The sequence below is a fragment of the Arthrobacter sp. H5 genome (assembly GCF_000520595.1).
Taxonomy (GTDB): domain Bacteria; phylum Actinomycetota; class Actinomycetes; order Actinomycetales; family Micrococcaceae; genus Arthrobacter_D.
In genome coordinates, this window is the sequence record NZ_KI915011.1 from 89419 (window position 1) to 110227 (window position 20809).

Here is a 20809-nt window from a genome sequence, read left to right on the forward strand (position 1 = left end):
CCCCGAGCCGCGTGGACACCAGCCGCGGCTCCAGATAAGGCAATCCATACACGGCCACTTCGCTGCCGCGGTTGCCGACGGGAAATATGATGGGCCGCGGTATGTCCTCAAGCCGCGTCCGCAGGTGTACGCCTCCCCGTTCGAGGAGGCGGCCACCGAAGCCAAGGCGCACGGCCGAGTCATGGTTTCCGCTCGATACCACCACCTGCGCGCCGGCGACCGTAAGCCTTTCAAGGGCTTCATCAAAGAGTTCCACGACGTCCACGGCGGGAAGCGCCCGGTCATACACATCGCCGGAAATCAGTACTACCTCAACGTCATGTTCGCGGACCGTCTTTTCCAGATGGTCCACGAACATCCGCTGCGCCTCCAGCATGCCGACGCCGTGAAAGGAGCGGCCCAGATGCCAGTCGGACGTGTGCAATAACTTCATGATTCAAAGCTACCGGTCGCCTCGGACAGTGGACCTAAGGCAGCGCCGCCCCCGAAGGAATCAGCCCTGTTTGGCAGGGCGGTTATCCGTGCCAGCGTCGTCTTCAGAGTTGTCGCCCGCCTCGGTCCCGGAATCGAAAAAGTCCCGGGCATCATCCCGGGCGGGGTCATTGTCCTGCCGGGCAGCCGCTGGGCGCTGCGCAGTTGCTTCAGCGACCCCCGGAGCAATCGGTGCAGTCCGGGCAGGTGCTGGGGACCCTGGCAAAGCCGGCGCAGGTGCGCCATCGGCATCGTGGACAGCCACAGTTTCATCATCAGCCTCAGTTTTCCCGTCCGTGCCGCGGCCGGCGAAATCAACGCTGCGGAAGGTCAGGCCGGCAATCAATGCGCCGAGAAGGGGCGCGGCCCAAAACAGCCACAGCTGCTCCAGTGCCCACCCTTCCGAGAAGGCGGCCGCGGCAGTTGAGCGGGCCGGGTTGATGGAACCGTTGGTAATTGGCAGCAGAAGCGTCAGGAGCGCAGCATAAGCCAATCCGATCGCGAAAGGAGCCACAGTCCTGTTGACAAGACGCCCCGTCGCGGCGAGCACAACGGCCGTCAGCAGCGCCGCCGCGGTTACCTCCATGAGGAACGCACTGGAGAGTGGGAACTGGAGTGCCGAGTGATCCGCGAAGCCGTTGGCCACGTTCGAGAACAGCTGGGTGGTCTGGAGCTGCTGGGGATGGGAACTGAAAATCAGCCAGAACAGCCCCGCAGCAGCCAACCCGCCGATAACCTGTGCAACGACGTAGGGAAGCACCGAAACCCAGCGGGTCCGCCCCGCAATCGCGCTGCCGAGGGTGATAGCCGGATTAAAGTGTCCGCCGGAGACATGGCCAAACGCGATGATCGCCGCAATCAGCGCGATGCCAAAGGCCAGACCGGGAGCCATCCCGCCCTGCGGATTCAGGATCGACACGCCCAGACCGGCGAGGATGAGCAGGAACGACCCCAGCGCCTCGGACAGTGAACGGGCCACCAGTCCGTAGCTCGTTTCAGAGTTGGGAAGCGGATGGTGGTCCGCCGCGCGGGCGTCCCCGTTTGGCAGTGTTTCGTGCAGCATGCGAGCTCTTCCTTTGTTTGGGTAGCGGTGGCCTTTGTCGGCGCGTCCCGTACAGGCGAACCCAGCCTCCCACCGGTTTCTGGGAGCCCGCTGGCAGGGTCAGGGACTCTGTGGAATCCATGCCGCGGCGTGTTGCCTAGACTGGCCTGGTGACCCACCTCGGTGAATCCCCGGACCCGATCCTAGGCTGCCTGCTTGGCGGCGCGTTGGGTGATGCCCTCGGCTATGCTACACGGCGGCATCCGGAATCCGCTGTCGCGCAATGGGATCCGGCTAAGCCGGATTCGCTTCGAATCTCCGCCCGCACTCAGCTCACCCTGTACACGGTCGACGGGCTGACCGATGCGCTGGAATGGGCAAACGACGGCGTCGCGGCCGACGAAACCGCTTGTCTGTGGCTGGCCTACCTCCGGTGGTTTCGGGCGCAGGGCGGGACACCGCCGTCGTCCGCTCCCGTTCCCCCACTGCGCTGGATCGACAACCAGGCGGTGCTCCATCACCGCCGCGATCCCGACGCGGCGTCCGCTAAAGCGCTGGGCTCAGGCGAGATGGGGAGCCGTGGCCGGCCGCTCAACCCCGAAGCCGCGGACGCGGGTGCAGCCGCGCGTTCTGCTCCGTTTGGGCTGATTCCGCACATCGCCGGGCCCCTCATCGACCGGCTCACGATGGACGCCGCCGCTCTCACTCACGGCCACCCGTCCGCGCGCCACGCCGCTGCCGGCTTCAGCACGCTCATTCACGCCGTTGCGGTCCGCAGACTGCCCCTCGACGCTGCGGTAGATGCAGCCGTCGAACGTGTCAGTTCCTCCGGTGGGCCGGAACTGGCCGCCGGTCTGGTGGCTGCGGCAGCGGTTCCGCCGTCCCGGACGCCGGACGCGGGATCAGCTGTGGCTGTGCTGGCCACGGCGGTGCATGCCGCGCTCTCGACCCAGGACGACGACGGCGAGGTCCACTTCCGCGCTGCGGTGCGGCTGGCGGCGGGCCGGGATGACGGGACGGCGGCTTCCATGACCGGCAACATTGTTGGTGCATTGCACGGCCATTTGGTGCTTCCCCAGGAGTGGCTGGGTGCCATCGAAGGCCGGGATGTGGTCATTGAGGCAACGCGGCGCCTTGCCGCCGTTACCGCGTGAGACTCGCGTGGGACACCGGGGGTGAATACGCTGGGGCAATGACGTCACACTGGGATCCGAAAAAGCTGCCCGGCCTGCACGGCCACACTGTGGTGGTGACCGGCGGAAACGCGGGGCTGGGCTACTTCACCTGCGAGCAGCTTTCCGCGGCGGGCGCCCGCGTGATCATGGCAGCCCGCAATCCTGAGCGTGCACGGGCCGCCATCAGCGCTATCAGATCCGTGGTGCCGGGTGCCCGGATTGACTACCTGGAACTGGACCTGGCAAACCTGGAGTCGGTGCGGACGGCAGTGGACCGGCTTGCTGCCGAGGGACCGCTCAGCGCCCTGGTGGCCAATGCAGGCGTGATCGGTTCAGCTGAACGACGCACCACCGCGGATGGGTTCGAGCTCCAGGTTGGAACCAATCACCTGGGTCACTTTGCCCTCATCGCCGGACTGCTTCCAGAATTCGAAGCAGCGGGCACGCGCATTGTCCACGTGGGCAGTATCAGCCACCGCTGGACGAGGATCCGCCCTCACGATCTGATGCCGGAAAGGTACAACAACTCGAATGCCTATGCCAGCTCCAAGCTGGCAGTCATGTCCTTTGGGTTTGAACTTGCCGAGCGGCTGCGCCTGCGGCAAAGCACGGCGCAGAGCATCGTGGCGCATCCGGGATTTGCGCTCAAGACCTTTACACCGCCGCGGCCAGGAGTCCGTTTGAACCGGCACGCTCCCTTCCGGGAACTCATCATGCGTCCGGTTGCACACGGCAAAGACACCGGTGCCTGGCCGTTGGTGAGAGCTGCCGTGGATGACTCAGTCCCCAACGGCGCCTACTGCGGGCCTCATGGTTGGTTTCAGCTCAAGGGAGTGCCCACGATCGTTCAGGCCAAGCGGCACGCCCGCGAGCGCAACACGGCGTCGAAGCTAATCGATGTTTCGGAGGAGCTGACCGGGGTTCGGCTCCCCCTGTAGTTTTCTGCCACCGCTGTTGACTATTGGCTGGTGGCTGGCCAGCGGCCGCCGGTCATCTGCAGGAATTCGGCTTCCGACAGGACCTCGATCCGCTGGCCCCTGGTGTGCAGGTCCATAACCCGGCGGGCTTTTCCTGTCACTCTTCCACTGCGTAGATCCGAGGCGACAAATCCGTCCCCCACCACCAGCACGGTGGTCCGTTGGGTGACGGCGCTGGCAGGCTGGGCGCCAAGGCTCGCAGCGCGGTGCTTTGCCTGCGGGCGGGGTATTCCCAGGTTGCCCGTAAAAACAACTGTTTGACCGTACAACGGGTGTGCCGGGTCCGCATGGAAATTCGCCGGCGGATTCCCGCCCTCCTCCGGCCAGTCCGCCCACCCCGAACGTGCGGGGCGCATGAGGGCGGACCTCGTGGCTTTGGACAGTTCGTCGACACCGGGCTGATAGGAGTCGAGACGCGATAACTGCAGCTGGTGCGCGTCCACCAGGTCAGCGATGGAGTCTGCCCCTTTCAAGCGGGCGATGTCCACCATGATCCCGGCGCATGCCCTCGCATCCTCCACGGCGTCGTGATGGTTCAGCAGCGGAACGCCCGCCGCTTCGGCGACGTATGGCAGGGAGTAGGACACCAGCGAATAGCTCCGGCGGGACAGCATGACGGTGCAGGCGTAGTCGTAGGCCGGGCCGGCCAGCCTGGAAACCTCAAGTCCTGACCGGATCACGCCCATGTCGAAGGCGGCGTTGTGTGCGACGAGGATATCGTCGCCGATGAACGCGCCAATCTCGGGGAACAGCTCCCCAAACCGGGGCTGCCCGGCCACCATCTCAGCGGTGATGCCATGGATGCTGATATTGCGGGGATCGAAGTGGTCGTGTCCAGCTGGCGGGCGCATCAGCCACTGCGCTTCTTCGACGATGACCCCACCGCGTACTTTGGTCAGGCCCACTGCGCACGGCGAACCCCGAAACCCGTTTGCAGTCTCAAAATCGATGGCCGTGAACTCAATTCCCACGGGACAAGGCTACCTTTGACACCCACGGGATTTACCCAACGTTCATGCGCGTGGCGGATTTCATTCCGTCAACGCACGTACTCTGAGGTATGGCGAACACAAACCCGCACTGGTACCTGTTTGACTACGGCATGGTCATTTCCACCGCTCCGACCGCGGAGGATTGGGACACGTTGGAGGAGGCCACCGGTGTCCAGTTGCGCCAGGATTCTTCCCCGTACTGGACCCATCGCCGGCACTTCGACGCCGGCGATCTGTCCTCCGAGGAGTACTGGTCCCTGGTCACAGGCGGGGACATCCACAACGGACGCGCGGACATCCTCGACACGCTGGACGCAAACCAGTGGTCCCATTTCAATCTGGACACACTGGACGTTCTCGAATCGCTGGGCAGCAGGGGTTCGAAGCTGGCGCTGCTGTCGAATATGCCGGCCGCAATGGTCGCGAAGTTCTCAGCGGCTCCCTGGACCGGATATTTTGACCAGATGTTCTTCAGTTCCCGGCTGCGGCTGATGAAACCCGAAGCCGCTGTCTTTGAGCGGGTCCTCGCGGAGCTTGATGCCGAGCCGGCGGCCGTTACGTTCATTGACGACGTCGAGGCAAACGTTTCGGCAGCGCGCCGGCTCGGAATCGATGCCCGGATCCATGAACCGGGCATCGATCTCCAGAAGGAACTACTCCCGTTTCCGTAAAACCGCCACCTTAGGGAATGGCCCTGCGCAGGGTCAGGTAGGACCCGCCCGCCAGCACAAGGGCGACGACGGCGAGCAGGCCGGCTATGCTCATCTGGTTTTGGGAAACCAGGAACTCACCGATCTGCGGCCATTGCCCCTGAAAGTTGATCCACAGGGCGGCCCCAACCAGCCCAACCGCAACGCCCAGACCCGCAACAACAAGTCCGGTGGTCTGCCACCGTTTGTAGATTGTTGCCGCCCAGAATCCAATGAAGAAGAGCGCCATCATTGTGGCAAGGTAGAACGCCAATGGCTGATACCACGGACCGTCCACCAGCCACTCCAGAGCAAAGAACTGTCCGTTGACACCCCACCCCCCGGTGGCCTTTTCCAGCAGGCCCAGCAGGAAGAAGAGCAGGGATATGGCCAGGGCAATGAGGGAGAACAGTGCCACAGTGCCTCCGAAGAATGTCTTCCGTGTGATACTCAGGCCCTGCGAAAACGGGAACGTGAGGGTCAGCGATTGAATACCCAGCGCAAAGAAATACCACAAGACGGCCTGTGAGCCACCCGATGCTTTCACTTCGTCAAAGGGCACCAGCGCCCAGATCACCCAGCTAAGGCCGAAGGACGCCGCGATGATGATCAATGGAATCCCGATGAAGATCCACCTGTTGACGAGTTGCATCCGCAAGACATTGACTACGCGGTTCATCGCGTTACCTCCAATGAGCTTGTCTTCGACGCGCCGAGGTCGGCGCCAGCCGCCGAGATGGTTTTGCGCACCACCAACTGCTGCAGCGAGACCGGCGCAAGTTCGAGTCCCAGTTCAGCGGCCTCGGTTTTCTCCGCCCGGCTCAGCGTGCCGACCGCCGTCACGGAGGCCAAAGAGGCGAAGTTGTCGGTATGGATGATCTCCCGGCCCTGGAGGAAAGTTCCCACTTTGTCCGCCGACCCCACCACTGTGAACGCAGAACCGCGGATGGACTCGGCGTCGTCGTCCATGATGATCCTGCCCTTGTCGATCACGATCACGTGTTCAAGAAGGTTGGCCACCTCGTCGATCAGGTGCGAGGACAGCACGATAGTCCGCGGATACCTGCCGTAGTCCTCGACGAGCCGGTCGTAGAAGAGCTGCCGCGCTACGGCGTCGAGCCCCAGATAAGGCTCGTCAAAGAACGTGAGTTCAGCCCGCGAAGCAAGCCCGATGATGACGCCTACCGCCGAGAGTTGGCCTCGGGAAAGTTTCTTGATGGTCCGCTTGACCGGAAGCTGGAAGTCTTCCACCAGCCGGCCTGCGAGCTCCTGGTCCCAATTTTTGAAGAACAGCGCTGCAGAGCGGAAAGCGTGCTTGGCCGAGAAGGAATCCGGATACTTCTGTGACTCCCGGATGAAACAGATCCGGCTCAGCACTTGCTCGTTCTCATAGGGGTCCTCGCCGAATACTTTCACCTCGCCGGAATTTGGAAAGCCCTGGGCCGTCAGCATGGACATCAGGGTGGTCTTACCTGCACCATTGCGGCCCAGGAGCCCGTAGATCCTGTCCGGTTCCAGCGACAGGATGACCGAATCGAGCGCCACCGAGTTGCGGTAGGACTTTGAAAGGTTGCGGACTTCTATGACGGTTTTCATGATGCTCCCCCGTGGACGGTTGCGGTTTCGCTCTGGCGGATCATTTCCGCCAGCTCCAACGGCTCGATGCCAAGCTTTCGGGCTTCGCGGGCCAATGGCTGCACGTACTGGTCAAAAAACTGTTCTCGGCGGCGCTGGACAAGAGCGGCGCGGGCACCTGTTGCAACAAACATTCCTATTCCCCGTTGCTTGTAGAGAATCCCGTCATCCACCAGGCGGTTGACGCCCTTTGCGGCGGTCGCCGGATTGATGCGGTAGAAAGAGGCGAACGCATTGGTGGAAGGCACCTGGGCCTCTTCCTGGAGTGTGCCCTCGATGATGTCGCCCTCGATTCGTTCGGCGATCTGAAGAAATATCGGCCTGCTGTCGTCAATCAGCACAGCGGACCCCAAGGCCCTTACCTGATGTCCGGTCACACGCGTCCGTGTTGCCCATCTGGTCACTTGGTTCATTACTCATGTAACTAACCATACAACCAACTAACGTGAGGTGCAATGGGGCGGCGTGCACATCGAAGGGAGGGAATAACCAGATTCCAGCGCCGGAACGGTTATTTCTCGACCTTCGATACGCGAAACGCGAACGACGACGGCGCGTGGCGGGGCAGGACGGCGCGTCGAAATCCGCGGTACTTCATGAAACGGGTCAGGCGGGAAGAAGCAACGCCTCGGCGCGGTCAAAACCGTGGACGGCGAGGCTGAAGTCCGGCCGGATAAAATCCGCCGCTTCCAGCCGGACATGCTGCTGGCGGGTAACCACTCCCGGCCGGGATTCCGCGTTGCTCACGCCGTTGTCCGAGTACCCGAGGCTGCGCGATACCCCGAGGGACGCGCCATTCCAGTCCGCGGCCTCCGAGAGTGCGGTCCGTGCCTCAAGATGGTCAAAGGCAAACATCAGGACGGCGGCACGCATTTCCCTGCCCAGCCCCTGTCCGTGCATGGACCGGGTCAACCAGGAGCCTGTATGCACTTCCCGCATAAGACTGAAGCTACGCGCGGACATGTCCTGCATACCAATGACCCGGCCCTCGCAGCAGACGGCAAAACTGATGGTCCAGTTGTCCGGTTCGACTGTGCAGCGCTGGCGCCACTGATGCTTGATCGCCTCACGGATGAGCGTTTCCCGGGGAGCATCCGTCCACGGAACGCTGAACGGCATCACCAGGGGATCATGAATTCCGGTAAGAATGGCATCCACCATTTCCGGCAGCTGCTCATCGCGGATGGGTGTCAGTTCAAGCCGTGGCGTCACGATCCTGAGCCCGAACAGCGGCCACAGCTCCTGGAGGGTGTTCACGAAGCCTGTCGCTTGCGCCGGATCTTCCTGACCTTACTCACAACGAAAAACGCCACAAACAGGACAACCGCGCCAATGACGATCTTCTGGAAGAAGTCTGCATACTGCTCCACCAGATGCCAGTTCTCGCCCAGATAGAATCCTGCGAGAACAAAGATGGTGTTCCAGATCAGGCTCCCCGCAAGGGTAAGACCCAGGAACCGCCACACCGGCATTCGTTCAACGCCTGCCGGGATGGACACCAGCGAGCGGAAGATGGGCACCATCCGCCCGAAGAACACCGCCTTGTACCCATGGCGGTTGAACCAGGCCTCCACGTTGTCAACATCCTCGATATCGACCAGCGGGACCTTGGACACGATCGCCCTCATGCGGTCGCGGCCCAGCCAGACACCGAGCATGAACAGGATGTACGCACCAACCACTGAGCCGGCCGTGGTCCAGAACAGTGCTTCGATGAGGGTGAAGTTGCCGCGGCTGGCGGTGAAGCCAGCCAAGGGAAGGATGAGTTCGCTGGGCAGCGGGGGAAAGAGATTTTCCAATGCGATGGCGAGGCCCGCGCCGGGCGCGCCGATGGTTTCCATCAGGCCGACTGCCCAGTCAGCCACTCCTCCCAGGCTGGATCCATTGCCGGTCTGGGAGAGCACAAGGGTGCTCAGTTGTGTACTCATAACCCCATCAAGTCTGCCTTATCGCCATGACGTTTACCGAAACCCTGCGGGGTTGCCCAGCGCACTAATGATCCAGGGAAGGAGCGCTTCAAAGACCTGCGCCCGGTGACTGATCGCGTTCTTCTCCTCCGGTGCAAGTTCCGCACAGCTTCGATCGAGACCGTCCGGCTGCAGGATCGGGTCGTAGCCGAAGCCGCCCGTCCCTCGTGGCTGCGTCAACAGTGATCCCCGCAGCTCCCCGCGCTCCACCTTCTGGCCGCCGCCCGGAACGGCCAGGGCCGCAGCGCAGACAAAAGCCGCTCCCCGCCGCGCCTCCGGGATATCGCGCAGCTGGGCCAGCAGCAGCTGGAGGTTCCCGCCGTCGTCGCCGTGTTTCCCCGCCCACCGGGCGGAAAAAATTCCCGGCGCACCGTTCAGCACGTCAACGGCCAGGCCGGAGTCGTCCGCAATGGCAACCAGCCCGGTGGCCTCTGCTACCGCGCGCGCCTTCAGCAGGGCGTTCTCCTCGAAGGTGATGCCGCTTTCGACGACGTCGGGGGCCCCCGCCGATTCCGCGTCCACCACCTGGGTGTCGACGTCGAGCCCGGGCAACCTGCCGCGCAAAAGTTCACGCAGTTCCCGCAGCTTGCCCGCGTTGCGGGTGGCAAGAACGAGCCGCGGACCCTCAGGCACCCGCCGCCTCGCCCAGCGTGTCGCGCTGGATCTGCGCCAGCTGGGAGGTGCCAAGCAGGGCAAGATCCAGCAGTGAATCCAGTTCCGCTCGGTCGAACGGCACGCCCTCAGCGGTTCCCTGGACCTCCACGAACTTGCCCGATCCGGTCACGACAACGTTCATGTCAGTTTCCGCGCGGACGTCCTCCACATATGGCAGGTCCAGCATGGGCACGCCGTCGATGATGCCAACGCTGACGGCCGCCACAGTGTCCGTCAGCGGCTGGGATGAGGCAGCGATCAGCTTGTTGTCCTTGGCGTAGCGGATGGCCTCGGCCAGTGCCACATAAGCGCCTGTAATTGCGGCCGTCCGGGTTCCGCCGTCTGCCTGCAGCACATCGCAATCCAGCACGATTGTGTTTTCACCCAACGCGCGTGTGTCAATGATCGACCGCAGCGACCTGCCAATCAGGCGGGAGATTTCATGCGTCCGGCCGCCGATTTTGCCCTTTACCGACTCGCGGTCCGAGCGGGTATTGGTGGCACGCGGCAGCATAGCGTACTCGGCCGTGACCCAGCCCTTGCCTTCGCCCTTCAGCCAGCGCGGAACGCCCGCGGTCAGCGATGCGGTACACAGCACCCTGGTGTTGCCGAACTCGATCAGCGCGGACCCCTCTGCCTGGTTGGACCAACCGCGGGTGATGCTGATGGGCCTCAGCTGATCGGCGGTACGGCCGTCCGCGCGGACGGCGCCGGAGACGGACAGGGATGTGCTGTGGGAGGGGGATGTCATGGGAACAAGTCTGCCAGACGGCGCCGCCACGGCACGATTTCGGGAGACCCTAGATCACGTACGACACGCCCGCCACGGCCACAGCCAGGTCGCCGGAATAGCTGCTGCGGGCCTCCTCGACCGCCCGCGAAGCGTCATTCCACACCGGCAGGTGGGTCAGCAGGAGCCTCTTGGACGACGCTGCTGCTGCGACCTCTCCGGCCCGCTTCCCGGTCAGATGCACGCCGCGGATGGCGTCATCGCGTCCTTCGTGAAAAGCCGCTTCACACAAAAAGACCGTGGAATCCGCGGCCGCCTCCACCAGACCGTCGCAGGCGTCCGTATCCCCCGAATAGGTGAGAATACGCCTGCCGCCGGGCGCCGAGGGATCCTCTACCTCAACCCTCAGTGCGTAGGCCTCCTCGACCGGGTGGAGAACCGGATAAGGAGTAATGGTGAACGGGCCAAGGGTCACGGATTCACGCGGATTCCACGACTGGAATTCGAAATCCTCGTGCATGCCCGGATGCAGCGCAAGCCCGTACGCAGTGGCCATTCTGTCAGCCGTGCCCTCCGGCCCCCAGACCGGGATCCGTGGATGGTTCCAGCCGTTGGGATCCCAATGAACCGCAACATGCAGTCCGCACAGGTCCATGCAGTGGTCTGGATGCAGGTGCGTGAGGAGGACTGCATCAATGTCCCTGAGATCCATGTAGCGCTGCAACGCGCCCAGTGAACCGTTTCCCAAATCAAGCAGGATCCGCCACGTCCGGCCGCCCTCCTCCGCTGTGACGAGGTAGCAGGATGCCGGGGACTGCGGGCCGGGAAATGACCCGCTGCAGCCAACGATCGTGAGTTTCATCAGAACAGGTCCCCGCGGACACCGGCGTCCGCGCGGGCCGCTGCGATCATCTCGGGCGTAACCCGGGCGAGGCTGCCGGTGGGATACTGCGCCGCCACATGATCAACGTGCTTCACGCTGAGTACCTCCGGTCCCAGGAACCGCCTGGCCAGCTCCTCAAAACGGGCGGCGTCCCCGGTCGCGATGAAGTGGTGCTCGGGGGTGGACGTTCCCACCCGGAGCAGATCGTGGGATATCAACGAACGGTAGACGTCCTTGGCTGTCTCTTCGGCGCTCGACACCAGCGTGACTGAGTCACCCATGACGTAGGAAATCACGCCCGTCAGCAGCGGATAGTGGGTACAGCCCAGCACGAGCGTGTCAACATCCGCTTCTCGGAGCGGCTGGAGATACCGTCTGGCCGTGTTCAGCAGCTCGGCACCGGCCGTCACCCCGGCCTCAACAAATTCGACGAAATCCGGGCAGGCCGCTGAGGAGATGCTCAGGTGGGGCGCCGCGGCAAAGGTGTCCTCATAGGCGCGGGAACCCACGGTGGCGCTGGTACCGATGACACCTATCCGGCCGGAGCGGGTGGACGCGACAGCGCGGCGGACCGCAGGCTGAATCACCTCGATCACCGGAATCCCATACCTGGCCGTGTAGCGTTCGCGTGCATCCCGCAGCACAGCGGCGGACGCCGAGTTGCAGGCAATCACCAGCAGCTTCACCCCTGAGTCCACGAGCTCATCCATCACCCCGAGCGCATTGGCGCGAACCTGCGCAATGGGAAGGGGGCCGTACGGCCCGTGGGCCGTATCACCGACATAGAGGATGGACTCGTGCGGCAACTGGTCAATGACGGCACGCGCAACGGTCAACCCACCAACGCCGGAATCGAAAATACCGATCGGCGCCTCGGACTTGTTGAGGAATGTCTCACCCGGGACTGAGCTCATGATCTCTTGAGAATATGACGCGCCACCCGCATTATCGAATTGGCGGGGGCTGAAACCGCGTGGAATTAGTCACACGCGTCATGCCGGGCGGGTTCCCAAAAGCGCCTGGACCAGCCCCTCCTGCAACCACGTCACAAAGTTATAGACCAGCGCCAGATAGGACTCAACATCTTCAGCGTCCTCGACATCCGCTACGTTGTGGAGGCGCGCGGCGTCGTCGTCGGTCTTGATATCCAGCCGGTCCGCGAGCACCAGCCGCACATCATTCATAGCCCGGGCCAGCTGCTGCGCCTGTTCGGCGGTAAGGGTCAGCGGACTGCGCTCCAGCAGCAGCGCGCCGGCCCGCAGCACGCCGATCTTCTCTTCCCGCAGCGAGCGTTCGGTGAGCCGGCGGAACTCCAGCGCCTCGCCGTCGTCGTTCCTCACTGCGTCCGGCAACAGGCGGCGCACAGCGCTGTCCGACGGCGTCACCGCCTCGCTGTCGATGCCCACCATCGCCGCGAGGGGGTCCGCGTTGGCGGCCTCGTCCGGTTCCAGCATGACAATAATGTCGTCGAAGAGCTTGCGGAGGAGCTTCATCTCCCCTGCCTCCAGATGTCCCGTGATCCCACGCCTGGTTGCTTTGAATGCCTTGGCCAAGAAGTCCCCTTATTCGGCGTCAGCCGTCTGGAATGTTGCCCATAGACCGTAGGAATGCATGGCGACGGTGTCCCGTTCAACCTTCTCACGGCTGCCGGTTGACACCACGGACCTCCCCAGCTCGTGGACCTCCAGCATCAGTTTTTTGGCCTTCGCTTCGCTGTAACCAAAGTAGGTCTGGAAAACATAGCTGACGTAGCTCATCAAATTGACCGGGTCATTCCACACGATCACCACCCAGGGCACGTCCATGGCGCTCAGCTGGCGGACCTCCGTCTCCCCGAGCTGGTCAGTGCGCTCAAGCGTGCCAACAGTCATGACGTCCATTGTAAGTCGCCCCGGCCATGCTGAATTCCCGGAGCCCACCGGTACTCACTGAAGGACAGGCGGGACTAGAGTTCTGGTGTGAGCACACGGCAGCATCCCAACTCAGCCCTGTACACGGACCACTATGAGCTGACAATGCTCCGGGCCTCCCTGCACTCCGGTGCGGCACACCGAAGATCTGTCTTCGAAGTCTTTACCCGGCGCCTGCCGGAGGGCCGCCGCTATGGTGTGGTCGCCGGTACCGGGCGGCTGCTGGAGGGGCTGGAGGATTTCAGGTTCGACACCGGGCAACTGGATTTCCTGGCGTCCGCACGGGTGGTGGATGACCGCACGCTCGACTGGCTCTCGACCTTCCGGTTCACCGGCAACATCTGGGGCTATGCCGAGGGCGATGCATTTTTCCCCTACTCACCCGTCCTTGTTGTCGAGGGTTCCTTCGCCGAAGCCTGCATCCTGGAAACCTATGTGCTCTCCGTCCTCAACCACGACAGCGCAATCGCCTCAGCCGCCTCCCGCATGACCGGCGCGGCGGGCAGCCGACCGTGCATCGAAATGGGATCGCGGCGCACACACGAGGAGTCTGCCGTTGCCGCCGCGCGTGCCGCCGTCATCGCCGGTTTTTCCAGCACCTCCAATCTGGAGGCGGGCAGGCGCTATGGGCTGAAGACCCTTGGCACGGCAGCACATTCCTTCACGCTGGTTCATGATTCCGAACGGGATGCCTTCGCGGCCCAGGTGGATTCGCTCGGAAAGTCCACTTCCCTGCTAGTGGATACCTATGACGTTGAGCGCGGCGTCCGCAATGCCGTAGCTGCGGCTGGCCCGGAATTGGGCGCTGTCCGGCTCGACTCCGGCGACCTGGTGTCGCAGGCCCGGTGGGTCCGGCAGCTCCTCGACGACCTGGGCAACCACCACACCCGCATTGTGGTTACCTCCGACCTTGATGAGTTCGCCATCGGCTCACTTGCGTCAGCGCCGGTCGATTCCTATGGCGTCGGCACCTCGCTGGTCACGGGCTCCGGAGCGCCCACCGCCGGAATGGTGTACAAACTGGTCAGCAGGACGGACGACGACGGCGCGTTCGTTTCGGTGGCAAAGGCCGCCATGAACAAGGCATCCATCGGCGGACGGAAGTACGCTTTGCGCCGGCTGAATGGTTCTGGCACCGCAACGGCGGAGGTGCTGGGTATCGGCAGTCCACCGCACGACGACGGCAACGACCGCCCGCTGCTTGAGCAGTTTGTGGCGGAGGGCAAGGTGCTCCCGGGCTGGACCGGTCCCCAGGCAGTGGAGCGGGCCGTGCGCCGGCACCACGACTCCCTGTCAGAGCTTCCCGGCTCGGTGATGCGGCTTCAACGCGGCGAACCGGCCATTCCCACCGAATATGAGGAGAACCCATGACACGCGCCCTGATCATCGTCGATGTCCAGAACGACTTCTGCGAAGGCGGTTCTCTGGCCGTCGACGGCGGAGCCGCCGTGGCGCTGGCACTCGGGGACTTCATCGATACCCGGGCCGGGCACTACGACCACATTGTGGCCACCCAGGATTGGCACATTGACCCGGGATCCCACTTCTCCGAAACACCCGATTTCATCGATTCATGGCCCGTGCACTGCGTGGCAGACACAAGCGGGTCCCAGTTCCATCCGGACCTGGACACGGAGAACATCGACGCCGTCTTCCGCAAGGGTCAGTTCGAAGCGGCCTACTCCGGATTTGAGGGACTGTTGGCACCCGAGGATCACGTGCCCACCGGCGAGCGAAGGCTGGAGGCGGCCTTACCGGTGATCGCTGACTATGCCGTCGCACTGGATGACTGGCTCCGGGAGCATGATGTCGACGAGGTGGAGATCGCCGGCCTGGCCACCGATTACTGCGTGCGGGCAACAGCGCTCGACGCCGTGAGTGCCGGCTACGCCACGAAAGTCCTGCTGGACTTCACCCGCAGCGTTCATCCGGAGCGACGGGCGGAGGTGCTGAAGGAACTGGAAGACGCGGGTGTTGAAATACTGGGCTAATCTGCTTACTTCCGGCCGATGAACCAGTCCTGCAGCTTCTTCAACCGCCGCTGGAGCTGGTCCTCATTGGCCTGCGCCACCGCCGGCCCGCCGCAGCTCCGCCGCAGCTCGGAGTGCACCATGCCGTGCGGCATGCCGGAACGCGCAGACCAGGCAGCAACGTTCTTGGCCAGTTGTCCCCGCAATTCCGTCAACTGTCGATGATCCATCACTGCCGGTGCCGCCGGAGCGTCCGCATCCGCCGCGCCCGGGCGCCGTCGTCGAGATTGCTGTTCCTGCTGGCGCTGACGCAAAAGCAAGCCCACCTGATCCGCGTCCAGAAGGCCCGGAATTCCGAGGAAATCCTGTTCCTCCTCGCTGCCCAGTTCACCGCCCGTGCCGAACTCACCGCCATCGAAGAGCACCCGGTCGAAGGATGCCTGTGACTCCAGCGCCTCGAACTTCTGCTTGGTCAGCTCATCGGAGGTTTTTTCCTCCCGGTTGGCCGCTTCCATGAGAGCTTCCTCGGGGGCGAAACCGTCCTCGTCAGTGGAGTGCCGGTCCAGTGCATGGTCGCGCTCAACCTCCAGTTGATTGGCCAGCGCCATGAGGTTGGGGACGGACGGCAAGAAGACCGACGCCGTTTCCCCCCGTCTGCGGGCACGGACAAAGCGCCCCACCGCCTGGGCAAAGAAGAGCGGAGTAGCGGTGGAGGTGGCATACACGCCGACGGCCAACCGCGGGACATCCACCCCCTCGGAGACCATGCGGACGGCCACCATCCATCGCTTCTCGCCCGTCGAAAACTCCTCGATCTTACTCGATGCCTTCGCATCGTCCGAAAGGATAACCGTGGGGGATTCACCGGTGATCTTCTTCAGCCGGCCGGCGTAGGCGCGCGCATCCTCATGGTCGGTGGCAATCACCATCGCGCCGGCGTCGGGCACTGTGCGCCGGACCTCGGTGAGCCGCCGGTCTGCCGCAGCAAGGACCGCCGGAATCCAATCCCCCGCCGGGTTCAGCGCCGTACGCCAGGCGTGAGCCGTGATGTCCTTGGTGACGGCGGCCTCCCCAAGCGAGGCGGCCATTTCCTCTCCGGCGCTTGTGCGCCAGCGCATCTGGCCAGAATAGGCCATGAACATCACAGGGCGCACCACATGGTCACGGAGGGCGTCCCCGTAACCGTAGGTATAGTCGGACTGTGATCTACGGATGCCGTCTGCGTCCTCGGCGTATTCCACGAACGGTATGGCCGCGGTATCCGACCGAAAGGGAGTACCGGTGAGCGCCAGCCTGCGGGTGGCAGGCTCAAACGCCTCACGGATGCCGTCTCCCCAGGAGAGAGCATCGCCGCCGTGGTGGATTTCGTCCAGGATCACCAGGGTCCGGGCCGCTTCGGTCTTGGCGCGGTGCAACATGGGCTTGCTGGCAACCTGCGCGTAGGTAACCGCCACGCCAATGAATCCCTGGCCGTGGCGGCCATCGGCGTTCTTGAAATTGGGATCGATGGATAAACCAACCCGGGCAGCGGCGTCGGACCATTGCCGCTTAAGGTGATCGGTGGGCGCCACCACCGTGATGCGGTTGACAATGCCGCGTTCCACCAGCTCGGTGGCCACCCGAAGGGCAAAGGTGGTCTTGCCTGCACCCGGCGTTGCGACAGCCATGAAGTCCTGCGGCGATCCGGCAAAATACTTGGCGAGTGCCTCTTCCTGCCACTGCCGCAGCTTGGGTGCGGTGCCCCATGCCGCCCGCTCCGGATACGCGGGAGGTAGTGTTGGTCCCGCGCCAAACAGGGTGTCATTACTCACTCTTGGGATGGCACCTTTCGCGGCTTGGCAGTCTCTGTTCCGGGGGCTGGCTGCACTTCCTGCGTCCCCCTCAAACCGGCAACTATACCGGCAACCGCAAACACGCACAGAGCCAGCCAGATCGCAACAAACACGCCGACCTGGCCGGGATTTTCCGGGTCCCTCAGCAAGGCAAAGAGTCCACCTGCTCCGACCGTTCCAATCACCCCGCCAAGCTGGTCCGAAAGCTGCAGGGAGGCCGAGTTGCGGCCCCTTTCCTCCGGCGGCGAGAGCTTCAGCACCAGGACGGACGTACTGGAGAGCGTCATGCCCATGGCAAAGCCCGCCAGTCCCCACACCGTGACCAGGATCCAGAACGGCACCTCCGGGGAGGCGGAAAGAGCCAGTCCGCCGATGCTCATGGACAGCAGTGTGGCACCGATGACCAGCAGCCATTGACGGCGGAATGTCACCCGGGCCTGCAGGAAGGATCCCCCGCTCCAGCCGAGCGCTGCCGCGCTCAGGGTCAGTCCGGCGGTCGCGGAGTCGAATCCCCTTGCCGAGACCAGCATCAGCGGAATGAATGCTTCGGCACCGAAGAAGGCGACGTTGACCAATCCGCGCGTGGCGATAATGCTGGGCAGGCCACGGGCAAGCCGGACGGTACCGGGCGGCAGGAGCCGGGGAAAGGTCAAGGCCGCAGCAGCCAGTCCCAGCACCGCGAGAATGGTCAGCAGCGTGGCGCCGACAGGTTCAGCAAATCCCCCGCCGGCCAGGCTGTTGATAGCAAACTGTGCTGCGAAAACGCCGCCCGCGAGCCCCAGGCCAGTGAGAGCCCGGCGTCGTCCCGACTGTTCGTCCAAGGACGGCTGGTCCGGCGATCCCAGTGCGCGGGTCCTTGGCCAGACCAGCACGAACGCTCCGACCACTATCGGCATGACCCCGAGGAACACCCAGCGCCAGCTGGCCTGCTCCGCGAGCACTCCGGAAAGATACGGACCAACAAGCGAAGGGACCACCCAAGCGGCAGCCAGCCAGCCGAATACAACGGGCTGCGTGCGTTGAGGAAACGCCTGCCCGATGATCACATACACGGCAACAATCATGAATCCGCCGCCAAGCCCGGAGACGGCACGGCCTGTGGTCATCAGCCAGAAGACCGGAGCGGCGCCTGAAACGAGCAGTCCGGAGGTCATCAGTGCCATGCCGACGGCCAGCGCGGGGCGCGGTCCGCTGCGGTCGCACCACGATCCCGCGAGTACGGTGCCCAGCAGCGACGCCGTCAGGTACATCGAGAAAGCCAGGCCGTAGCTCGATTCACCGTTTAGTTCAGCGGCAACGGAGGGCATGGCCGTGACCACTGCCATGGCCTCGAACGCGGCACACGTGATGATCGCGAGGATACCGATCGTGAGCGGCCGCAGACGTGCGGACATCGCTCCGTCGTTTCCCGGATGGGGCTGATCTGGCATGGCACCTCAAGAGAGCACGACGACGGTAGCGGGTGAGTGCGCGCAAAGAACCTCGTGATCCAACGCACGGTGTTGAAGTCGATCAGGCCCCTTGACCGCGGTTACGCGGCCGGGGTGCCCTGGTTCCTAGGGCTTGTCGCCGGACTTCATCGTGTTGTAAATCTCCTTGCACTCGGGGCAGACCGGAAACTTCTGGGGATCCCGTCCCGGAGTCCACACCTTGCCGCACAAGGCGATCACGGGTTCACCGGAAAGCGCCGACTCCATGATCTTTTCCTTGCGCACATAGTGCGAAAAGCGTTCGCGGTCTCCGGGCTCAACCTCCTCGCGCAGTTCCTCACGCTCGATGGTCGCGGTGGAAGTGCCGGAGTCTCCGGGATCGCCACGGGGGTCATTGTCAAAGGGATCAGCGGGCATACTCATGGATTCCATCCTATCGCCGCTGGCGCAGCCGCGGAGGCTGCTCGGTCAGAGACCCTGCCAGACGGGCTTGTTGTCGAAGGTGTAGCGGTAGTAGTCGGCGAGCTTCAGTTTCGACGCCGCCGCCTCGTCGATCAGGATGGTGGCGTGTGGATGCAGCTGCAGGATCGAAGCAGCGCAGACCGCTGCAACCGGGCCTTCCACAAAATCGTGGACAGCGCAGGCTTTCTGGGCACCTGTAGCGATCAACACGACGTGCCGGGCATCCATGATGGTGCCCAGGCCCTGGGTCACCACGTGGTGGGGAACATCGTCGATGCTGTCGAAGAACCGTGCGTTGTCCCTTCTGGTCTGCTCAATGAGTGTTTTGATCCGGGTGCGCGAGGCAAGCGAGCTGCCGGGTTCATTGAAGCCGATGTGCCCGTCGGTTCCCACCCCCAGCAGCTGCAGGTCAATTCCCCCAGCCGTGCGGATAGCCTCCTCGTAAGACAGGCACGCGCCCGGGATGTCCTCGGCACTGCCGTCCGGCCCATGGACGTTCTCGGGGCGGATGTCTATGCGGCTGGTGAACTCCCTTCGGATCACTTCACGGTAGGACTCCGGGTGGCCCGGCGGCAGGCCCACATACTCATCCAGCGCGAAGCCGTGCGCCTGGGCAAACTGCAGCCCGTCATGTGCGTGGCGCCGGGCCAGCTCATCGTACACAGGCAGCGGCGAAGATCCTGTTGCCAGCCCCAGGACAGCTGTCGGCTTCCTGGTGATGAGGGATTCCACTGCGTCCGCCGCAACAGCCCCAATTGCCTGATGATCCGCAAGAATCACAACTTCCATGAATATGCCCTTCGCTGCTGTGAACGGCCTGGTCCGGAGAATTCCGGGTTCCATCTGCCGCTCTTGAGATTATGCGCTCGCGGCAGGTCCGGCAAAAAAGACGCTACTTGTTGACCGTTACTGCCTGGAGAAGCTCCGGGGCCCTGCGGTCATACCACTGTCCGCCGAGCCGGATTCCGAATACAAGCGCCGCTGTTCCGAGCAGCAGACCGGCGGCCAACGTACCCCACCCCAGGGCGGCGTTGCCGGTCACAGGGTACGCAACCGCAAGCCCGATCTCCGGCAATACCAGCACAACGAGCACAATCCAGCCGATAAACTGCACTGCAAACATCGAGAACGCTGATCCCGGCGGAGTCTTGAAGGCGCTCTCACCGGGAAGCGGCACGTTGTAGGTGTAACGCGCCGACACAACACTGGACAGACCTGTTCCGGTCAGCAGTATTCCCAGGGACAGGCCAAGCATCATCGGAACATCACTGAGGCTGTTGTTCAGCCAGAGCGGAAGAACCGTGAACAGCAACACCACGGGGAGTGAAAACACTCCGAGGGCAAGAGCGCGTCCGGCACGGTCCGCCCGGCCACTTACACCGGTGGAGACATGCGTCCAGAATGCCGTGTTGTCATAGGAGATGTCCGCGGAGATGGACCAGGCGAGCAGGAACGCCGCCACCGGGCCCACGTAGTTGAGGATGGTCAGGTTTTCCGATTGCGAGCCCCAGAACCACATCAACAGCGGCATCAGCGGGACAATGACTATCGAGGCCGCATAGCGTGGATCCCTAAGCCAGTAGGTCAGCGCCCGCGCCGCGATGGCGCCTGTTGGGGTGGCAGGGAACCGCGCAAAGAGGCCCAGATTGCCCGCCCCCCTTCGGCTGACGGAATTGTGGGCAGGAGTAACCAGCGCACTGGCGAGGCTCATTTTCCACAGCCAGGCTAGACCGGCAAGTGTTGCTGCGCCGATGGCAAACCGGGCAAGAGCGGCGAGGAGCCGGCCTTCGGCCACATCCGCGGGCACTGCCCAGAAAGCGCCCAACGGGGTCCAGCCAAGCACCGCGGACAGGTCCGTGACAAAGTCCGGGGAGCCCTGAAATCCGGCCGTAATTCCGGCAATGATTGGTCCCAGCAGGATCAACGGAATGATAGCGACGGTTGAGCTGAGGTCTTTGAACCGGCGGGACGAGGATAGGGAGGTGGCGGC

The 20809-nt window shown here is 63.6% G+C and carries 24 protein-coding genes; 5 read left to right on the plus strand and 19 right to left on the minus strand.

Features of this window, described 5'->3' with window-relative positions:
* Together sbcD and Y708_RS27690 are read right to left on the minus strand one after the other, a co-directional pair.
* The coding region (gene sbcD / locus Y708_RS25770; protein WP_035776639.1) for a metallophosphoesterase family protein at window positions 1-433 on the minus strand (433 nt) is incomplete at its 3' end.
* Between the two features lie 60 nt (window positions 434-493).
* Complete coding sequence (locus Y708_RS27690; RefSeq protein WP_051479080.1) at window positions 494-1534, minus strand: aquaporin; 1041 nt, start codon at window positions 1532-1534, stop codon at window positions 494-496.
* A gap of 149 nt (window positions 1535-1683) precedes the next feature.
* Here Y708_RS27690 and Y708_RS0116270 point away from each other — a divergent pair, with 149 nt between their 5' ends.
* Together Y708_RS0116270 and Y708_RS0116275 are read left to right on the plus strand one after the other, a co-directional pair.
* The gene (locus Y708_RS0116270) at window positions 1684-2667 is read left to right on the plus strand and encodes an ADP-ribosylglycohydrolase family protein (protein ID WP_051479081.1); all 984 of its coding nucleotides are present in this window, start codon (window positions 1684-1686) and stop codon (window positions 2665-2667) included.
* Window positions 2668-2705: 38 nt separating this feature from the next.
* The gene (locus Y708_RS0116275) at window positions 2706-3626 is read left to right on the plus strand and encodes an SDR family NAD(P)-dependent oxidoreductase (RefSeq protein WP_028280739.1); all 921 of its coding nucleotides are present in this window, start codon (window positions 2706-2708) and stop codon (window positions 3624-3626) included.
* A 20-nt stretch (window positions 3627-3646) separates the two neighbouring features.
* Here the strand turns inward: Y708_RS0116275 and Y708_RS0116280 are convergent, their stop codons facing one another.
* Window positions 3647-4636, minus strand: a complete 990-nt coding sequence (locus tag Y708_RS0116280) for a 3'-5' exonuclease (protein ID WP_028280740.1) — start codon at window positions 4634-4636, stop codon at window positions 3647-3649.
* An 89-nt stretch (window positions 4637-4725) separates the two neighbouring features.
* Here Y708_RS0116280 and Y708_RS0116285 point away from each other — a divergent pair, with 89 nt between their 5' ends.
* Window positions 4726-5328, plus strand: coding sequence for an HAD family hydrolase (locus Y708_RS0116285; RefSeq protein WP_028280741.1), 603 nt, complete (start codon window positions 4726-4728; stop codon window positions 5326-5328).
* A 10-nt stretch (window positions 5329-5338) separates the two neighbouring features.
* On the opposite strand, the gene Y708_RS0116290 is transcribed toward Y708_RS0116285, so the two are convergent.
* The 11 genes from Y708_RS0116290 to clpS form a co-directional block, all read right to left on the minus strand.
* Window positions 5339-6025, minus strand: a complete 687-nt coding sequence (locus Y708_RS0116290; RefSeq protein ID WP_028280742.1) for a hypothetical protein — start codon at window positions 6023-6025, stop codon at window positions 5339-5341.
* A complete protein-coding gene (locus Y708_RS0116295) occupies window positions 6022-6942 on the minus strand; it encodes an ABC transporter ATP-binding protein (RefSeq protein ID WP_028280743.1) in 921 nt (306 codons plus the stop codon). The genes Y708_RS0116290 and Y708_RS0116295 overlap by 4 nt, the downstream gene beginning before the upstream one ends.
* The gene (locus Y708_RS0116300; protein ID WP_028280744.1) at window positions 6939-7319 is read right to left on the minus strand and encodes a GntR family transcriptional regulator; all 381 of its coding nucleotides are present in this window, start codon (window positions 7317-7319) and stop codon (window positions 6939-6941) included. Before Y708_RS0116300 ends, Y708_RS0116295 begins: the two co-directional genes overlap by 4 nt.
* Window positions 7320-7587: 268 nt before the next feature.
* A complete protein-coding gene (locus Y708_RS0116305) occupies window positions 7588-8238 on the minus strand; it encodes a GNAT family N-acetyltransferase (protein WP_028280745.1) in 651 nt (216 codons plus the stop codon).
* The gene (locus Y708_RS0116310; RefSeq protein ID WP_028280746.1) at window positions 8235-8909 is read right to left on the minus strand and encodes a DedA family protein; all 675 of its coding nucleotides are present in this window, start codon (window positions 8907-8909) and stop codon (window positions 8235-8237) included. The genes Y708_RS0116305 and Y708_RS0116310 overlap by 4 nt, the downstream gene beginning before the upstream one ends.
* Window positions 8910-8942: 33 nt before the next feature.
* Window positions 8943-9581 carry an RdgB/HAM1 family non-canonical purine NTP pyrophosphatase gene (gene rdgB / locus Y708_RS0116315; protein ID WP_028280747.1) on the minus strand — a complete coding sequence of 213 codons (639 nt, stop codon included), beginning with the start codon at window positions 9579-9581 and terminating at the stop codon, window positions 8943-8945.
* Entirely contained in the window at window positions 9574-10353 is a 780-nt protein-coding gene (gene rph / locus Y708_RS0116320; RefSeq protein ID WP_028280748.1) for a ribonuclease PH, read from the minus strand. Before rph ends, rdgB begins: the two co-directional genes overlap by 8 nt.
* 49 nt (window positions 10354-10402) lie before the next feature.
* On the minus strand, window positions 10403-11194 hold the full coding sequence (locus Y708_RS0116325) for an MBL fold metallo-hydrolase (RefSeq protein ID WP_028280749.1): 792 nt from the start codon (window positions 11192-11194) through the stop codon (window positions 10403-10405).
* On the minus strand, window positions 11194-12129 hold the full coding sequence (gene murI / locus Y708_RS0116330; protein WP_028280750.1) for a glutamate racemase: 936 nt from the start codon (window positions 12127-12129) through the stop codon (window positions 11194-11196). Before murI ends, Y708_RS0116325 begins: the two co-directional genes overlap by 1 nt.
* 78 nt (window positions 12130-12207) lie before the next feature.
* Window positions 12208-12768 carry a DUF2017 domain-containing protein gene (locus Y708_RS0116335; protein WP_028280751.1) on the minus strand — a complete coding sequence of 187 codons (561 nt, stop codon included), beginning with the start codon at window positions 12766-12768 and terminating at the stop codon, window positions 12208-12210.
* A gap of 9 nt (window positions 12769-12777) precedes the next feature.
* Window positions 12778-13086, minus strand: coding sequence for an ATP-dependent Clp protease adapter ClpS (gene clpS, locus Y708_RS0116340; RefSeq protein WP_028280752.1), 309 nt, complete (start codon window positions 13084-13086; stop codon window positions 12778-12780).
* 87 nt (window positions 13087-13173) lie between these two features.
* On the opposite strand from clpS, the gene Y708_RS0116345 reads away from it, so the two are divergent.
* Together Y708_RS0116345 and Y708_RS0116350 are read left to right on the plus strand one after the other, a co-directional pair.
* Complete coding sequence (locus Y708_RS0116345) at window positions 13174-14496, plus strand: nicotinate phosphoribosyltransferase (protein ID WP_028280753.1); 1323 nt, start codon at window positions 13174-13176, stop codon at window positions 14494-14496.
* On the plus strand, window positions 14493-15116 hold the full coding sequence (locus tag Y708_RS0116350) for an isochorismatase family protein (RefSeq protein ID WP_028280754.1): 624 nt from the start codon (window positions 14493-14495) through the stop codon (window positions 15114-15116). Before Y708_RS0116345 ends, Y708_RS0116350 begins: the two co-directional genes overlap by 4 nt.
* Window positions 15117-15121: 5 nt before the next feature.
* On the opposite strand, the gene Y708_RS0116355 is transcribed toward Y708_RS0116350, so the two are convergent.
* From Y708_RS0116355 to Y708_RS25785, 5 genes are all read right to left on the minus strand, one after another.
* On the minus strand, window positions 15122-16906 hold the full coding sequence (locus tag Y708_RS0116355; protein ID WP_028280755.1) for a DEAD/DEAH box helicase: 1785 nt from the start codon (window positions 16904-16906) through the stop codon (window positions 15122-15124).
* Window positions 16903-18357, minus strand: a complete 1455-nt coding sequence (locus tag Y708_RS25780; RefSeq protein ID WP_081746896.1) for an MFS transporter — start codon at window positions 18355-18357, stop codon at window positions 16903-16905. The genes Y708_RS0116355 and Y708_RS25780 overlap by 4 nt, the downstream gene beginning before the upstream one ends.
* A 126-nt stretch (window positions 18358-18483) precedes the next feature.
* Window positions 18484-18789 carry a DUF3039 domain-containing protein gene (locus Y708_RS0116365; RefSeq protein ID WP_028280756.1) on the minus strand — a complete coding sequence of 102 codons (306 nt, stop codon included), beginning with the start codon at window positions 18787-18789 and terminating at the stop codon, window positions 18484-18486.
* Window positions 18790-18825: 36 nt separating this feature from the next.
* Window positions 18826-19608, minus strand: coding sequence for a glucosamine-6-phosphate deaminase (gene nagB / locus Y708_RS0116370; protein ID WP_028280757.1), 783 nt, complete (start codon window positions 19606-19608; stop codon window positions 18826-18828).
* Window positions 19609-19711: 103 nt separating this feature from the next.
* The coding region (locus tag Y708_RS25785; protein ID WP_081746897.1) for a transporter at window positions 19712-20809 on the minus strand (1098 nt) is incomplete at its 5' end.

Excerpts from the sequence above, each read along its gene's own strand:
- Y708_RS0116285 (WP_028280741.1), top strand. The coding sequence starts at position 4,726 with ATGGCGAACACAAACCCGCACTGGTACCTGTTTGACTACGGCATGGTC.
- Y708_RS0116325 (WP_028280749.1), bottom strand. The coding sequence starts at position 11,194 with ATGAAACTCACGATCGTTGGCTGCAGCGGGTCATTTCCCGGCCCGCAG.
- Y708_RS25780 (WP_081746896.1), bottom strand. The coding sequence starts at position 18,357 with ATGCCAGATCAGCCCCATCCGGGAAACGACGGAGCGATGTCCGCACGT.
- Y708_RS0116310 (WP_028280746.1), bottom strand. The coding sequence starts at position 8,909 with ATGAGTACACAACTGAGCACCCTTGTGCTCTCCCAGACCGGCAATGGA.
- Y708_RS0116290 (WP_028280742.1), bottom strand. The coding sequence starts at position 6,025 with ATGAACCGCGTAGTCAATGTCTTGCGGATGCAACTCGTCAACAGGTGG.
- Y708_RS0116295 (WP_028280743.1), bottom strand. The coding sequence starts at position 6,942 with ATGAAAACCGTCATAGAAGTCCGCAACCTTTCAAAGTCCTACCGCAAC.
- murI (WP_028280750.1), bottom strand. The coding sequence starts at position 12,129 with ATGAGCTCAGTCCCGGGTGAGACATTCCTCAACAAGTCCGAGGCGCCG.
- Y708_RS0116365 (WP_028280756.1), bottom strand. The coding sequence starts at position 18,789 with ATGGAATCCATGAGTATGCCCGCTGATCCCTTTGACAATGACCCCCGT.
- clpS (WP_028280752.1), bottom strand. The coding sequence starts at position 13,086 with ATGACTGTTGGCACGCTTGAGCGCACTGACCAGCTCGGGGAGACGGAG.
- rph (WP_028280748.1), bottom strand. The coding sequence starts at position 10,353 with ATGACATCCCCCTCCCACAGCACATCCCTGTCCGTCTCCGGCGCCGTC.
- Y708_RS0116275 (WP_028280739.1), top strand. The coding sequence starts at position 2,706 with ATGACGTCACACTGGGATCCGAAAAAGCTGCCCGGCCTGCACGGCCAC.
- Y708_RS27690 (WP_051479080.1), bottom strand. The coding sequence starts at position 1,534 with ATGCTGCACGAAACACTGCCAAACGGGGACGCCCGCGCGGCGGACCAC.
- Y708_RS0116350 (WP_028280754.1), top strand. The coding sequence starts at position 14,493 with ATGACACGCGCCCTGATCATCGTCGATGTCCAGAACGACTTCTGCGAA.
- nagB (WP_028280757.1), bottom strand. The coding sequence starts at position 19,608 with ATGGAAGTTGTGATTCTTGCGGATCATCAGGCAATTGGGGCTGTTGCG.